Here is a 13,921-nt window from a genome sequence, read left to right as displayed (position 1 = left end):
TGCAGTGGTGCTTTCTCCGGCATGGTGGTGTAACGCATCGTGATGCACGCGGCGGGGAGAGACGCGGGATCAGGCCCTCAACTGGCCAGAACGAGGTCGCTACGCGTCAGCCGGCAGCCGAGTGCTTCGAGATCGCCCAGTTCGAGGGCTTCGAGCACCAGCCGCGGCGAAACGCTCGCCTGTCGTTCGATGGCCAACCGGATCTGCAGGGTGCCGTCGTGGAACGCCAGGTCCAACAGACCGGCGCGCAAGTCGAGTTCGCGGTCGTCGTGCGGGCGGCGAACGGGCCAGCGCTCGGCGGCCAACAGGGCCGCGACGCGCGTTGTCAGGCCGGCGCTACGCTCGGCGGGCACGGGAATCTCATACACGGCTTGCACGGCCTGGGCGGCGCGGGTACCGGAAGGCAGGGGATCGACGCTCAAAAACCGCAGGCCGGCCACGGCCTGGGCGGCGAGCGCGGCCAGCAATTCGTCCGGCGGACGCTGCTCGGCCAGCTCGATCTCCAGCACTTCCCGGGCACCGGAAATTCCCACCGACAGCGCCGAAGGAAAACTCATCCGCGGGCGCGGATGAAAGCCTTCGGTACGCGCCAGGGGAAGCCCGGCCCGCCGCAACAGTCGTTCCATGGTCCTGATCAGATCGCGGTGGCTGATCAGCCGTAAATCTCCTTCCTTCGCAAAGCGTATCTGGATGCGGTGTCGAACCATCGGGTTCGGGGGCCCTGTCACTGCCGTCATGACGGGGCCGCGGATCGTAAACGGGTCCACAAGTTCCGCACAGCCGGCGCCCCACAGCGCGCCAAGCGCGCCGTGCCGCGTGCGGCCGACGGAGTAACGGTCGGTAACAACCCAGGGCAGGTCATTCGGCCAGCTCCGGGAACAAGCGTTTCAGTTCGCCCTTGAGGTAATTCTTCACGTCGCGGGCGTGTTCGAGCGTGAGCGCATGGCGGGCAACGGCCTCGCAATGCGGGATGTTCACGCTGCGAATCACCTTCTTGACTTCGGGGATCGACGAGGGGGTGACGCTCAATTGGCGCAGGCCCAGGCCGAGGAGCAACATCGTGTAGGTGGTGCTGCCGCTCATCTGGCCGCAGACATTGACCGGAATGCCGGCGCGGACCGAGGCTTCGACGGCGCGCTGGATGAGCTTCAGTACGGCGGGGTCGCTGGCGTTGTAGAGCGCGGCGACGTCCTTGTTGCCCCGATCGACGGCCAGCGTGTATTGGATCAAGTCGTTGGTGCCGATGCTGACGAAATCAACCTCGGCGGCGAACTGGTCCATCATCATCACGGCGGCGGGCACTTCGACCATCATGCCGACGTCGAGATTTCGATTGAACGGGATGCCGTTTTCGTCGAGATCTTCCATCACGTCGGCCAGGAGCATCTTGGCCTGGCGCAATTCGAGCAGCGTGGAGATGAGCGGAAACATCACGCGCACGTCGCCCAGGGCGCTGGCCCTGAGCACGGCGCGGAGCTGGGTGCGAAACAGCGGCAAATTGCGCAGCGAAAGGCGAATGCTGCGCAGGCCGAGGAACGGGTTGCGCTCGTCGGCCGGGTGGGGCATGCTGGGCACCTTGTCGGCGCCGAGATCGAGCGTGCGGATGACCACCGGCCGGTTACCGATGGCTTGGACCACCTGGCTGTAAGCAGCGTAGTGAGTCTCTTCGTCGGGCTCGGTGCTCGAGCCGAGGTAGAGGAACTCGGTGCGATAGAGGCCGATGCCGTCGCTACCGCGATCGAGGCAGTGCTGCACCTCGTGAGGGAACTCGATATTGCCCATGAGCTGGATGCGCACGCCGTCGGCGGTTTGCGCGGGCAGATCGCGCAGCGACTCGAGCCGGACGGCGTGGGAGCGTTGCTGCTGCTGCTCGTGGGTGTAGCGGGCGATGGTTTCTTCATCGGGGTGAAGGATGACCTGGCCACGATCGCCGTCGATGATGACCAGATCGCCTCCGGAGACGTCGGTGAGAAAGGGACCGGTGCCGACGATGGCCGGGATTTCCAGCGCGCCGGCGAGGATCGCGGTGTGGCTGCCGGGACCGCCCTCTTCGGTAACCAGCCCGCGGACAAACTCACGATTCAAGTTGGCCGTTTCGCTCGGCGTGAGATTGTGGGCCAGCACGAGCACCGGCGACGTGAGGTAGGCGACTTCTTCGCGTCGCTCGCCGAGCAAGTAGCGAAGCAGGCGGCGCTCGATATCGAACACGTCGCTGGCGCGCTGGGCGAGGTAGGTGTTGTCGAGCGACTGAAAGACCTTGGCATAGCGGCGCAAGGTCCGGCTGACGGCATATTCGGGCGTGTAATGCCGTTCGCGGATCATCTCCTCGAGCTCATTGCGCAAGGGACGATCGTGGAGCATCTGGAGATGCGCTTCGAAGATCGCGGCGCATTGCGGACCGAGTTCGCGCGCGACGGTATCGCGGTGGCGGACAATCTCTTGCCCCGCCGCTTCGATGGCGCGCTCCAGACGAGCGATCTCGCTGGCCACGACGTCGCGGTCGACGAACCGCCGCGGGATGCGAAATCCCTCGTGGTCGAGGACCAGCGCTTCGCCGATCGCCACGCCGGGCGAAACCGCGAAACCTTGAAGTTTTTGCATGGACATCCTTCGCTCGCGGGCTCAACCGAGAGCCCGGCGTCACAAAGAATCGCGTCCCCTTTGGGGCCATCCGCGTGGCGGGGGCGCGAGTCCTTGGGACGCCCTGTCACCGGGGTTCATCGCCGGTCTGCTCGCGACGGCGAGCAGCCGGCCAGGCCGGCGCGAAGGAGTCCGGGGCAGCACGGCGCCACGCGACCTGCCAGAAGCAAGGCGCGGGCCGGCGACTGCCCAAAATGCTCAAACGATCCTATTCAATCCGTGGTCGATTGGTAACTGCGTCGATTGGTAACTGCGATCAGTTGGACGGTGCGTCGTTGGGTTCGGGAAATCCGCCAGCGACCAGGGCCGCCAGCGCCGCCACCGCGGCTTCGGCGTCGTCGCCGGCGGCGGTGATGATCAGCTCGGTGCCTTGGCAGGCGCCGAGGCTGAGCAGGTGCATCATGGCCTTACCGTCGGCCTCGATGGTCTGGTTGCGAACGCGGATTTCGGCGGTGAATCCTCGGGCTAGTTTGACGAATTCGCTGGCCGGACGCGCGTGCAGCCCATGGGTATTCACGATGGTGACGCGTTGTTCGGCTTGCTGGGGACTCATGGGCATCGGGGGACGTGCACGGCGACGGGCGCGGACTGCAAGAAACTCGGGCGACCACGCGGGCAGGCGGTCGAATCGCCGGACAGCGACCGAACGGCCCGGACCTGATCGAAATGCTGGCTTAGTGACCGAATTGATTGTTGTCCGCCTCGTCGAGCAACTGCAGGATTTCCTCGATGGATTTGGCTTGTTTCAAATAGCGGCAGAAGGTGTCGTCGCGCAGTTGGCGCGAAATGTTTTCCAGGGCCCGGAGGTGGTCGCCGGGGCGATCCGGGGGCGAAACAAGCAGGAAGAAGAGCTGCACGCGTTCGCCGTCGAGGCTGTCGAAATCGATGCCTTCGTTGCTGACGGCGATGGTGCCCAGGAGTCGATCGACGCTGGGGTGCTTGGTGTGCGGCACGGCCACGCCACGACCGATGCCGGTGCTGCCGAGTTCTTCCCGTTTGAGGATGGCCTTGACGATGCTTTCGTATTGTTCGGCGGCGACCTTGCCGGCCTCCATCAGCGAACGGGCCATCTCGCGAATCACGCCCTCTTTGTCGGATGCTTGCAGCTCGGCCCTGACGGCGTCACGGCACACGAAGTCGGAAAACTTCATGTGGCCTTCTCCTTTCCCATGGGTGCTGGGGTCCTTGGCCGGGAGTGATGGGCCGGGCACCTCAGGGGACCACGGCTCGCGTTCCGACAGCGGCGATCAGTCACCTTCGCCCGGCAGCGTGGCCGAGGTGCCCGACTGGCGAAGCCCCGGGCTGCGGTGATGATCCTGGACCTTTTCTTTGTATTTGCGTAGTTGTTGTTCGAGTTTGTGGATCGTGGCATCGACCGCGGCGATCAATTCGGGAGCGCTGTCGGTGGCCACGAAATCGTGCTTGTGCTCGGCCGAAACGAGGATTTCGACTTCGACCAGATCGGGACGTTCGAGGTTAGCAGTGACTTCGATCGCGGCGAGCCGCTCGAAATACTTGGACAGCTTTTCGACCTTCGCCCTGATTTTTTCCTGGTTGGCTTCGCTGAGATGCCCATGGCGTGCCGAAACGCTGATCTGCACCGCGAGCCTCCTATTACTAACCTTGCAGCTGGTCTCAAGTTGCGCGATCGGCCGAACGGCCGACCCGCGCGATTCTCATGCCGGGCTGCGCAAGGCACCAAGGACCGGGAACGGGCGTCCTGACAGGACCGAAAGCGGCGCGCCATACGAAGACGCATCGACCCGGTGCGTAGTTTACCCGTTTTGCCTTGGGGTGTAAGGGCCGGCATCCGGCGGGGGAACAGATTTGGTCGAACGGCGATTTTTTGAGTGTTTGGGGGCGGTGGGCTCATCAGTGCTGCTTATGCCGGGCAACAGCAATCTTGCTATTGCTGTCCCGGGGACGCAGATCCTCGTGACACGCTTTTTCCCGCGGCCCCGTCGCGGCCGAGCTGCTTGCTTCTGGCAGAGATTTCCGAGTGTTTCGCGATTCTGGGCGCGTATCCCTGCGACCCTGGCAGCCAGGCGAACCCTGGGGCTGCCGCGAGGACGGTGCCGCCCACCGGCCGCCGGGCCCGTGCCGCCGTCGGCAGGGATCGACGGCAAGGATGTGACTCTCGAAAAGGTGATGGCAAGTCCGGCGAAGATCGGTCACAGTGGAATTTCCCCGGCGCGCAGGCGTCGGGTATGGGGGGGTGAACGGGGCGAATCGAAGTCAATCGTTGAGGGGAGCGAGGATGATGGGCGTGTGGCGAGCAATGGCGATGGCGGCTTTGGTGTCGGCCGCAGCGCGCGGCGTCATGGCGCAGGATGCGGCCAAATCACAGGCAGAGGTGCAGGCCGTGCGTGCCGCGGCACAGGCCTATGTAGCGGCCTTCAACACGGGTGATGCAACCAAGCTCGGCGCCTCGTTTGCGGACGACGTCGAATATGTGACCAGCGCAGGCGAAACCGTGCAGGGCAAGGCTGCGGTGCTCGAGCGCGTGGCGGCGTTCTTCAAGGCGAACCCCAAGGCCAAGCTCGAGCTGAAGATCGATTCGATTCAAGTCGTTTCGGCCGACGTGGCCATCGAACGCGGGGCGACGGTCGTCACACTGGTCGATGGCACGGTCGAGCAGGGCGCGTATGTCGCGATGTATGCCCGTCGCGGCGGCAAATGGCTGCTGGTCCACGTCGAGGACTTGCCGGGCAAGACGGCGGGTCGCGAGGAGCGGCTGGCGGCGCTCGACTGGCTGGTCGGTACGTGGATCGACCAGGACGCGGAAGCGACGGTGAAGCACGAAGTGCAATGGGCCGGCAACCGCAGTTTTCTCACGGCGCAGTTCACCCTGATGAAGGGCGAAGACGTCCAAATGACGGGCATGCAGATCATCGGCTGGGATCCGCTGGCCCAGGAGATTCGCTCGTGGGTCTTCGATTCGGAAGGCGGGTTCGGCGAGGGCCGTTGGGCCCAGGAAGGCGATCGCTGGGTGGTGACCACGACGGGCGTGACGGCCGACGGCGGACTCGCGGCGTCGGTCAACACCTACTCCAAGGTGGACGACAGCACTTACACCTGGGAATCCCGCGATCGCGAAGTCGACGGTGAAATGCTGCCTGATATCGAGCCCGTAAAGGTGGTGCGGCAGCCCGCGGCGAAGGGGGCGGCGAAATGAAGCGCGGACCACTGTTTGGATGCGCCGCGGTCGCCGCGGCGCTGCTGTTGAATTGCGACGAAGTGCCGGCCCGCGGATTCGGCGGCGGGCGCGGCTTTGGCGGGATTCCGCACGGCGGGATTGCGCCGATGCGGTTCATGGGGGGGCGGACGATGGGCAACCGTTCGCCGTCGTTTGGCGGCTATTCGGCGCGGCGCGTCGACCCGATGAAGCGTGGCGGGCAGACCTTCGGGCGGCGCATCGAGCCGAGCTATCACGGTAGCTACGAATTTGCCCGGGCGCGGCAACGACAGAATTATCGTGCTCCGTTGGCGCGCACGCGGAGCGCGCCGATTTCGCCACAACGCGGGGCCGTGCGGCCGCAGATCGCGGGGCGGGCGCCGGGGGGCCTGATGGGTACCGTCCACACGGGCCAACCGGGGACGCGGGTCGCGCGGACGCAGCCGCGGCCCTTTAACCAGATGCCGGCGATTGCGGCGACGCGGGCCGGCGACCGTCCGGCGGCGGCGCAACAACAACGGCCGCTGGCGCCGATCGCCTCGCGCAAGCTCACGCCGCAGTTTGGCCGCGACGTGGCGGCGAAATGGGATAAGTTGCCGCAGCAGACGCGCACGCAATTGGCTCAGCGCTACGACGGGCGGCTTACGCAGCTGGCCGGGCAGGGCTGGAAGAAATGGCCCCAGGAGCTGCAGCGCGATGCGCTGTTGCAGCGGGCCTGGGGCGATCATGTGCGCAATGACATGCGCACGGACCGGGCGCAGGGCATCCCGCAGGTCTTCGGGCAGGAATGGCGGCGGCAGAACCCGTTGGCCGGACGCGGGCTGCCCGGCGAGTTCGACGGGGCGATGCCGTATTGGTGGTTTGAGAATTCGCAATATGCGGCGCTGATGGAATGGGCCCTGGCCACTTCGGACAACGATCCGAAGCAGTTGGTGGCGCCCGAGCCGCGTTACTTGTCGTATGGCACCAACCTGGTCTACGACAACGACCAGGTGCTCTACAACGGCCAGGCGATCGCGACGGCCGAGGCCTATGCGCAGCAGGCCCTGGCTCTGGCGCAGGCCGGCGACGACGCGCTGCTTTCGGCGAGCGGTCAGGCGGCCGATCCGTCGGCGCTCGATGCGCAATGGCGGTCGCTGGGTGTGTTTGCGCTGGGCCGCGACGAGACGGACAAGCCCAAGATTTTTGCCGAGCTGGCGATCCGCAAGGACGGCATCATCGCGGGCACCGCCTACAGCAAGGCGACGGGCCTGAGCCAGATGCTCGAAGGGAGCACCGATTTTCAGCAGCAGCGCGTGGCGATCTGGGGTCGCGAGCGGCGCAACGCGGTGCTCGACGTGGGCTTGTTCAACCTGACGCTCGACGAGACGCCGGTGTTGGTGCACTTCCTCGACGGAACCACGCAACGGTGGTTCCTGGTGCGGATGGAACCGGAGGACGGGGCGCCGGCGCAAGCCGCGAAGAAGTAAGGCGCGCAGGTGAAGGGACGCGTGACGGGCGAGGCGCTGCGCTTGCGGGCTTGCGTTAAATCGCCATCTGGGTTTGGGTGATCACGGCGACGGTGCGGTTGGGTTCGACCGTGAGCCGGGTTTGCCAGACGCTGGTGCGGCGGCCCAGGTGAACCGGGGTCGATTCGGCGCGGACTTGCTCGCCCAGCTTGGCGGCGGCGACGAAGCTGGTGCTGCTGGCAATGGTCGTCGTGCGCGTGGCGCCCTCGGGCAAGTTGAAATAGGCGCCGATCGCGCCGAGCGTATCGGCAAAGGCCATGATGGCGCCGCCGTGCAGGATCTCGCCAGCCGTACACAGATCGGCGCGGACGGTGAGCAGCCCGACGATCCGCTCGGGCGAGGCTTCGAGGATTTCGACCCCCATCGAGTGGGCGAAGGGAATCGCGGCGATGTCGGCCATGTTGGTGCGCCTGAGTGAAGGGTGACGCGCACCGATGGGTGCGCCGGGGATGTGCGGCGCTCGAATGTAGCGACGGGCAAGCAGCGCGGCGAATACTTTCCCGGGCTGCTAGACGTCGGGAAACTGGCTCGGTCGCAGACCGAGATCGACGATGCTGCAGGCGAGGATCGGGTTGAGGCCCAACTCGAGGGCCTTGTTGACCAGCGACGCGCTTTCGGCGCCGGGATTGAGCCACAGCTCGCGGCAGCCCAGGGCGGCGATCTCGGGTAGGAGCTGCTCGCCGACGGCCGGGGCCAGATAGACGCTGACCCGATCGACCGGGCGGACGGGGACGTCGCTCAGCTTCTGGTAGGTCGGCAAGTCTTCGACCGGCGTGCCCTTGGCGTTGACCGGGAACACCTGATAGCCGGCGGCCAGGTGGGCGCGGACCGACTTGTTGCCGAATTTCGAGCGATCGGCGCTGGCGCCGAGGATCACGGCCGTGGGCATGGGGGCCTCGAAGTGCGCGGAAGCAGGGGGCCGATACGACCGGACTGCGGCGCCGGCCTGGCGGGCAATTTTACGGTTTTGCCGGCGGTCGGGTAACACCGGCGGGCGTGGCAACGCTTCCTAGAGCAGCGGCTTGGACCCCCCCTGTGACCTCGAAGTGGAATCGCGGCCATGTTCCAGCAATTATCCCAGGCGTTCGCGAAGGTCTGTCGTTCCCGAAAAACGCGGCGTCCGCGGCCGAAGCAAATGCGGCGGCTGGGAATGCAACCGCTCGAACACCGCCAGTTGATGGCGGTCGACGTGTTCTACCATGACGGCTACGAGCAGGGCGTGGCGTATCCCGATCGTGAAGGCATCTACATCGTCGGCACCGAGGAAGACGATCACATCGAGGTGACCGAGAAGAACGGGATCGTGTCGATCTTCGCAGCGCGACCGACGGGCTTGGGCTTTTCGTACATCGAGAGCAGCAAGTGTCCCAATATTCATTTTTATGGCAACGGCGGGAACGACTCGTTCTACAGCACCTCGTCGGCGACGACGTATTTGTTCGGCGGTGCGGGCAATGACACCTTGAGCGGCGGCTGGGGCCATTGCTTCGTCTACGGCGAAGACGGCGAGGACGTGCTGACGGCTGGCAAGTTGGCGATCGCCGAGTTCTACGGCGGCGCCGGGCGCGACACGATCAACGGGACCGCCCTGGGTGACAAGATTTGGGGCGGCGCGGGCCTGGACATGATCTATGGCAACGCCGGCGACGACACGATCGAGTGCGATGAAGACGGGGCCATCGCTTTCGGCGGCGCGGGCGACGATCGATTCTACGGCGGCAGCGGCTCCGACTTGATCTATGGCGAGGACGGGGAGGACTATGCCGAGGGTCGCGGCGGCATGGACGACCTGTTCGGCGGTCAGGGAAACGACACGCTGTTCGGCGGCTCGGGCAGCGATCATCTCGAAGGCGGGGCAGGCTCGGACCAGCTCAACGGCGAAGGGGGCGAGGACTACCTGTACGGGTTCGAGTATTTCCTGCATTTCGGCGGCAACTCGGACGGCGATTTCGACAAGTTGATCGGCGGGCGCGGGCGCGATTACTTCTTCGAACGCTATCGCAGCCTGAACGGCCAGATCGATACGGGCAGCCAGGGGATCTACGACTACAACCCGGCCGAAGGCGACATCATCCTGACGTTGGGACTGGACCGCTTCATCGCCCAGCGCTACTCGGCCTCGTGGATCGAGATGTACGAGAACGACGCGCAAGGCGCGGGCCTGGCGGCGACCGCTGCACAGGACTGGGAGCCTGCGATCGAAGCGTACGAAGATGCGGCGCTGTGGAGCGACCTGTACCTGGGCGAGCCGCTGGACGCGGACTCGTCGAACGAGCTGTGGGACGATCCCGAGAGCCTGTTGACGGGGGACGAAGAACTCGTCGAAGGGGGCGAGGACGTGCTGGCGCTGGATGGATTCTTTGAAGCGTTGGCCGAGGATCCCGCGATCCTCGATCCGGCGCCGGAACTGTATGAGCAGCCCACGACGAACTTGATCATTTCCCCTTTGACGCTGACCAGCGTGCAGCGCGGGATTCGCTGGGGCGCGTTCTAGCGCGAGGGGGCTAATCGCGGCGGGTGTTGATGTTGGTCTGCGGCTTGTTCTTGACGTACCAGCCTTTCCAGGCCTGTTCGTCGTAGTCGAAATTGACGCCGGTCAGACCGACGAGGGCGTCGAGGACGGCCGTGTTACGCACGTCGCGGATGATGAGCTTGGGTCCGCCGCCGGCGGTGAAGCTTGAACCGCCGCCGCCGGGACCGTTGCCAAAAGTCGAAGTGGTCTGGCCGGGCTGCGAGCCGTCGGAGTAGACCGATTTGTGGCGCGTGACGAGGGCTTCGATCAGTGCGGGAATGGCCGCCGCGTTGTTCAGGGCTTCGAGGCTGGCCGCGGCGCGATTGACGATTTCGTTGTCTTCGCTCTGCAGCGCGGCGGTGTACAGCTTGAGCACCTCGGGCTCGTCGACGCCGGACAAGTGATCGAGCGCGGTGAGCCGGACCTCTTCGGTCGGATCGTCGAGCGAACAGCGGACGAGCGTGGCATGTGCGGCCGGCGTGTTGATGCGCGCGACGGCTTCCATGAGCAACAGACGATGGGGCGGGGTCGAGATGCTGTTCTTCCCAGTCAGCAACTCGTGGAGCGCCGACAGGGCCATTGGATCGTCGATGGCGCGGATCGCCTCTGCGGCCTGCGGCGCCTTGGAGCCGTCGAGCCAATCGCAGTAGCGGCGGAGTTTTTGCAGCCAGGCCTTGCGGGCCACATCGAGCTCGTGACGATTGACGAGGATCTGCTTGCGCTGGGGCAACATCCACTGACCTTGGTAGCGGACCCAGCCGCGGGAGGTCATGACCTGGTCACGGGTAAGCCAGCGGCCCTCGTAGCGGCTATAGCCGAGCGCGCGGCGGGCTTCGGCGTGATCGGGCTCGAGCTCGATGATTCGTTGCAGATGGACGGCGCGCTGATCGGGCAGGTGATGATCACGGCACCACTGCGCGAGCCGCCATTGGCCGTCGACCGTGTCGGGATAGCCCGCGCGGATCTTGTCGTATTCGATTTCGGCCGGGAGCTGATGAACGACTTCGACGACCTGCGCGGGATCGAGGGTGAGCTGAATGCCGGAGGCGGTTTCGAGGCGGTATTGTTTGCGGGGCGACTCGTCGGGGTTGAGCAGCTGGCCCTGGACCTGACCGCCGGTGGCGAGTTTGAAGATCTCGGCCGGGGCGGTGGTCGGCGCAAGGATTGCGCAGACGACGAACACCATGGTCGAGAAGGGGCGCAGGATCACGGCGCGTACCGCTGGAGATCGTGGATTCCGTGGCGAGGGCTGCACCTCTAGTATAGGAAGGCCTGCGCCGCCGGGGGCAACCGGACCGGGGGCGGGCGGTCCCCGGGGAGGGCCGGCGGTAGGGGTCCTAACGTTCGGCGGGCACGCGGGATGACGGGTAGGGGCGAGGCCAAGTGGACAGTTCGCAGCGAGGTCAACGATGAGTGAATCGGCCGAGGCGCATCGCGCGGCCAGCCCCTGCCGGTTGGGCTGCGCCGTGGTGACGGTGAGCGATACACGGACGCTCGAAACCGACAAGGGGGGGCAAACCGTCGTCGAGCTGCTCGCGGCGGCGGGGCACGAAGTGGTGGCCCGGGAGATTGTGCCCGACGAGCCGTCGACGATGCGGGCGCTGCTGATGGGGCTGTTGGGCCGGGTGGAGGTCGAGGTGGTACTGCTGACCGGCGGGACAGGTTTGAGCCGGCGCGACAGGACGCCGGAAACCATCGGCACGATGCTGACCAAACCGCTGCCGGGCTACGGCGAATTGTTCCGGATGTTGAGCTTTCAGGAGATTGGCCCGGCGGCGATGTTGAGCCGGGCGGTCGGCGGGCTGATCGGCGACAAGGTCGTGCTGACGATGCCGGGATCGCCGGCGGGGGTGCGGCTGGCGATGAACCAGGTGATTCTGCCCGAGCTGGGCCACCTGGTGCGCGAGGCGCGGCGATAGCGCGTGCTGGCTGCTAGCAGGGCTGGCGTGGTTCGGACGGGAGTCGCGGAAAGCGCTCTGGAGTCCGGTCGGGGGGCGGGTTTATTCTTCGCGCCGTGAAGTTAGCGTCTTTGCGCGCAGCGTAATGCTGGTGGGTGGATCGCCATGAAGGAGCGATCCGGCTGCGCGCCAAGCGAGGTGCACGCACACGGAGGGTTGACGTGCCACGCGGAACGACGTCGACGTTGTTGTTGGCGCTGATCGTCGGCGGGCTGCTGCTGTCGCGCTATCGCATCGAAGGCCTGGAAAAGCTGGGCATGGTGCTGCGCGAGCAGGCTGGCCAACGGCCGACCGCGGCGCCCGCCGCGCCTCCGTTGCCGGCGCAAGTCGGGCCGGTGGTGCGGATCGCGTCGTTCAACATTCAGGTGTTCGGCGAGCAGAAGGCGTCGAAGACCTGGGTGATGCAAGTGCTGGCCGACGTAGTGCGGCGCTTCGACGTGGTGGCCATCCAAGAAGTGCGCGCGCAGCAGACCGACGTCGTCGGGCAACTGGTGGCGATGGTGAACGCGGCAGGCGGGCGCTACAACTATGTCCTGGGCCCGCGGTTGGGTCGGACGTCGAGCAAAGAGCAATACGCGTTCGTCTACAACACGCTGAGCATCGAGCTCGATGCATCGAGTGTGTACACGGTCGACGACCCGGACGACTTACTGCACCGCGAGCCGCTGGTGGCGGGCTTTCGCGTGCGGGGTCCGGTGCCCGAGCAGGCGTTCACGTTCACGCTGGTGAACATTCACACCGACCCGGACGAGGTGGCGACCGAGGTCAACGTGCTGGACGACGTGGTGCGGGCGGTGCGCAACGACGGCCGCGGCGAAGACGACGTGATCTTGCTGGGCGATCTGAACGCCGACCACCGGCACTTGGGTGAACTGGGGCGGATGCCGGACGTCCAGGTGGCGATCCGCGACATCGCCACCAACACGCGCGGAAACAAGGAATACGACAACCTGGTGTTCTCGGCGCAGGCGACGCGCGAGTTCAGCGGCGGGGCCGGCGTGTTCGACGTGCAGAATCAATACCGCCTGTCGCTCGAGCAGGCGCTTGAGGTGTCGGATCATTTGCCGATCTGGGGCGAGTTCACCATTCAAGAAGGTGGCTCGGCCGGCGGGCCGAGTTGGGGTCCTGCGCCGGCGGGACCGGTGGCCAGCGGACCGCTGGTGCCGGTGCGCTGAAGTACGAGTGCGCGGCAATTCTGCTTTGCAAATGAGCCAGCCGCTGGTCTAAGGTTGCGGCTGTCCTGGCGAGGTATCGCTGTGGCCTGAGCGGCGACGAAGCGTGCGGCGAGCTGCGCCGCGCGACGCTGACGCGCAGGTATCGACGACGAGCCCGAGGCCGACCCCGATGGGTCGACCGCGGGCTTTTTCGTTGCGCGGGCGGGAGGCGGATATGTCGACAAGCGCGCTGGTCAGTGCAGGGGCGGCGGTGCTGGGTGTGTGGCTGGCACAGGCGAGCGCCGGCGAGCAGTTCTGGCCGGGGGCGAGCGAGGCGTCGAGCGTGGCGATCCTGGCGTGGTATGCCTGGCACAACGCCACGCGCGTCGTCCCGCGGCTGTTGCGCGAGCAGCGCGTCGAGTTGAGCGAGGCGCGGACCCAATTCCGCGAGGAATTAGCGCGTCAGCGAACGACGTTCGCCGAGACGCTGGCCGAAGAGCGGCAACAGCATCTGGTCGAGCTGGGGATGTGGCAGGAGCAACTGACGGCCTGCTACGAGTCGTGGCGAAGTCTGAGTTCTTGAAGCAGGCAATTCATCAAGCAGAAAAACGGGGGGTGCAGAATGAGCGATCTGGCGCGAGAACTGAGCGAGGCACTCAAGACGGGGGACCGGCCGCGGCTGGTCGACGCGATTCGCAAGCTGCGCGAGTTGCTGGCCAACGTGGATCTGGGCAAGGTGCTCGAGCTGTTGAAGCAGGTGCTGCCGTTGCTCGAACAAATCGGGCTGTTGCCGCCGAGCACGCCGGCCGCCGTGGCCGAGATCGAGGCGGCCTGCGCCGAAGCGCTGGCCGACGAACCGACGGCACAGGCGATCGACCTGCCGACGCTGCTGGCGATCGTGAAGCTGGTGCTCGAGCTGATCCGGCGGTTCAACCCGCCGCAGCCGCAGCCACAACCGGCTGCTTGAGGCGAGG

General features: G+C 65.9%; 15 protein-coding genes. 7 read left to right on the top strand and 8 right to left on the bottom strand.

What is annotated here, in order from left to right:
- Positions 1-77 precede the first annotated feature (77 nt).
- The 5 genes from K1X74_00720 to raiA all read right to left on the bottom strand — a co-directional run bounded on the left by K1X74_00720 (position 78) and on the right by raiA (position 4,241).
- Positions 78-707: a TIGR03936 family radical SAM-associated protein gene (locus K1X74_00720; protein ID MBX7164843.1), complete on the bottom strand. Its 630-nt coding sequence runs from the start codon at positions 705-707 to the stop codon at positions 78-80.
- 151 nt (positions 708-858) lie between these two features.
- Positions 859-2,601 carry a phosphoenolpyruvate--protein phosphotransferase gene (gene ptsP, locus K1X74_00715; protein ID MBX7164842.1) on the bottom strand — a complete coding sequence of 581 codons (1,743 nt, stop codon included), beginning with the start codon at positions 2,599-2,601 and terminating at the stop codon, positions 859-861.
- A gap of 295 nt (positions 2,602-2,896) precedes the next feature.
- Positions 2,897-3,193, bottom strand: coding sequence for an HPr family phosphocarrier protein (locus K1X74_00710; protein ID MBX7164841.1), 297 nt, complete (start codon positions 3,191-3,193; stop codon positions 2,897-2,899).
- Between the two features lie 121 nt (positions 3,194-3,314).
- Positions 3,315-3,791, bottom strand: coding sequence for a PTS sugar transporter subunit IIA (locus K1X74_00705; protein ID MBX7164840.1), 477 nt, complete (start codon positions 3,789-3,791; stop codon positions 3,315-3,317).
- Positions 3,792-3,887: 96 nt separating this feature from the next.
- Complete coding sequence (gene raiA, locus K1X74_00700) at positions 3,888-4,241, bottom strand: ribosome-associated translation inhibitor RaiA (protein MBX7164839.1); 354 nt, start codon at positions 4,239-4,241, stop codon at positions 3,888-3,890.
- 665 nt (positions 4,242-4,906) lie between these two features.
- Between raiA and K1X74_00695 the strand changes: the two genes are divergently transcribed.
- The gene (locus tag K1X74_00695) at positions 4,907-5,815 is read left to right on the top strand and encodes a nuclear transport factor 2 family protein (GenBank protein ID MBX7164838.1); all 909 of its coding nucleotides are present in this window, start codon (positions 4,907-4,909) and stop codon (positions 5,813-5,815) included.
- Positions 5,812-7,284 (top strand): hypothetical protein, encoded by a 1,473-nt coding sequence (locus tag K1X74_00690; GenBank protein ID MBX7164837.1) that lies wholly within the window; start codon positions 5,812-5,814, stop codon positions 7,282-7,284. The genes K1X74_00695 and K1X74_00690 overlap by 4 nt, the downstream gene beginning before the upstream one ends.
- Before the next feature lie 55 nt (positions 7,285-7,339).
- Here K1X74_00690 and K1X74_00685 read toward each other — a convergent pair whose 3' ends face one another.
- Both K1X74_00685 and K1X74_00680 read right to left on the bottom strand, forming a co-directional pair.
- A complete protein-coding gene (locus tag K1X74_00685) occupies positions 7,340-7,723 on the bottom strand; it encodes a PaaI family thioesterase (GenBank protein MBX7164836.1) in 384 nt (127 codons plus the stop codon).
- 108 nt (positions 7,724-7,831) lie between these two features.
- The gene (locus tag K1X74_00680; GenBank protein ID MBX7164835.1) at positions 7,832-8,212 is read right to left on the bottom strand and encodes a CoA-binding protein; all 381 of its coding nucleotides are present in this window, start codon (positions 8,210-8,212) and stop codon (positions 7,832-7,834) included.
- Positions 8,213-8,473: 261 nt separating this feature from the next.
- Here K1X74_00680 and K1X74_00675 point away from each other — a divergent pair, with 261 nt between their 5' ends.
- A complete protein-coding gene (locus K1X74_00675; GenBank protein ID MBX7164834.1) occupies positions 8,474-9,817 on the top strand; it encodes a hypothetical protein in 1,344 nt (447 codons plus the stop codon).
- Positions 9,818-9,827: 10 nt separating this feature from the next.
- Here the strand turns inward: K1X74_00675 and K1X74_00670 are convergent, their stop codons facing one another.
- Positions 9,828-11,045: a HEAT repeat domain-containing protein gene (locus tag K1X74_00670; GenBank protein ID MBX7164833.1), complete on the bottom strand. Its 1,218-nt coding sequence runs from the start codon at positions 11,043-11,045 to the stop codon at positions 9,828-9,830.
- 199 nt (positions 11,046-11,244) lie between these two features.
- On the opposite strand from K1X74_00670, the gene K1X74_00665 reads away from it, so the two are divergent.
- The 4 genes from K1X74_00665 (at position 11,245) to K1X74_00650 (ending at position 13,914) form a co-directional block, all read left to right on the top strand.
- Entirely contained in the window at positions 11,245-11,754 is a 510-nt protein-coding gene (locus tag K1X74_00665) for a MogA/MoaB family molybdenum cofactor biosynthesis protein (protein MBX7164832.1), read from the top strand.
- A gap of 200 nt (positions 11,755-11,954) precedes the next feature.
- Positions 11,955-12,968 carry an endonuclease/exonuclease/phosphatase family protein gene (locus tag K1X74_00660; GenBank protein ID MBX7164831.1) on the top strand — a complete coding sequence of 338 codons (1,014 nt, stop codon included), beginning with the start codon at positions 11,955-11,957 and terminating at the stop codon, positions 12,966-12,968.
- A gap of 214 nt (positions 12,969-13,182) precedes the next feature.
- Positions 13,183-13,530: a hypothetical protein gene (locus K1X74_00655; protein ID MBX7164830.1), complete on the top strand. Its 348-nt coding sequence runs from the start codon at positions 13,183-13,185 to the stop codon at positions 13,528-13,530.
- A 39-nt stretch (positions 13,531-13,569) separates the two neighbouring features.
- Complete coding sequence (locus tag K1X74_00650) at positions 13,570-13,914, top strand: hypothetical protein (protein ID MBX7164829.1); 345 nt, start codon at positions 13,570-13,572, stop codon at positions 13,912-13,914.
- Positions 13,915-13,921: the final 7 nt, after the last annotated feature.

The organism is Pirellulales bacterium (genome assembly GCA_019694435.1).
Lineage (GTDB): Bacteria > Planctomycetota > Planctomycetia > Pirellulales > JAEUIK01 > JAIBBZ01.
Note: the sequence above shows the minus strand (reverse complement) of the source record. Positions and strands in the feature narration are given on the sequence as shown.

Excerpts from the sequence above, each read along its gene's own strand:
- K1X74_00720 (MBX7164843.1), bottom strand. The coding sequence starts at position 707 with ATGGTTCGACACCGCATCCAGATACGCTTTGCGAAGGAAGGAGATTTA.
- ptsP (MBX7164842.1), bottom strand. The coding sequence starts at position 2,601 with ATGCAAAAACTTCAAGGTTTCGCGGTTTCGCCCGGCGTGGCGATCGGC.
- K1X74_00710 (MBX7164841.1), bottom strand. The coding sequence starts at position 3,193 with ATGAGTCCCCAGCAAGCCGAACAACGCGTCACCATCGTGAATACCCAT.
- K1X74_00705 (MBX7164840.1), bottom strand. The coding sequence starts at position 3,791 with ATGAAGTTTTCCGACTTCGTGTGCCGTGACGCCGTCAGGGCCGAGCTG.
- K1X74_00690 (MBX7164837.1), top strand. The coding sequence starts at position 5,812 with ATGAAGCGCGGACCACTGTTTGGATGCGCCGCGGTCGCCGCGGCGCTG.
- K1X74_00685 (MBX7164836.1), bottom strand. The coding sequence starts at position 7,723 with ATGGCCGACATCGCCGCGATTCCCTTCGCCCACTCGATGGGGGTCGAA.
- K1X74_00680 (MBX7164835.1), bottom strand. The coding sequence starts at position 8,212 with ATGCCCACGGCCGTGATCCTCGGCGCCAGCGCCGATCGCTCGAAATTC.
- K1X74_00675 (MBX7164834.1), top strand. The coding sequence starts at position 8,474 with ATGCAACCGCTCGAACACCGCCAGTTGATGGCGGTCGACGTGTTCTAC.
- K1X74_00665 (MBX7164832.1), top strand. The coding sequence starts at position 11,245 with ATGAGTGAATCGGCCGAGGCGCATCGCGCGGCCAGCCCCTGCCGGTTG.
- K1X74_00655 (MBX7164830.1), top strand. The coding sequence starts at position 13,183 with ATGTCGACAAGCGCGCTGGTCAGTGCAGGGGCGGCGGTGCTGGGTGTG.
- K1X74_00650 (MBX7164829.1), top strand. The coding sequence starts at position 13,570 with ATGAGCGATCTGGCGCGAGAACTGAGCGAGGCACTCAAGACGGGGGAC.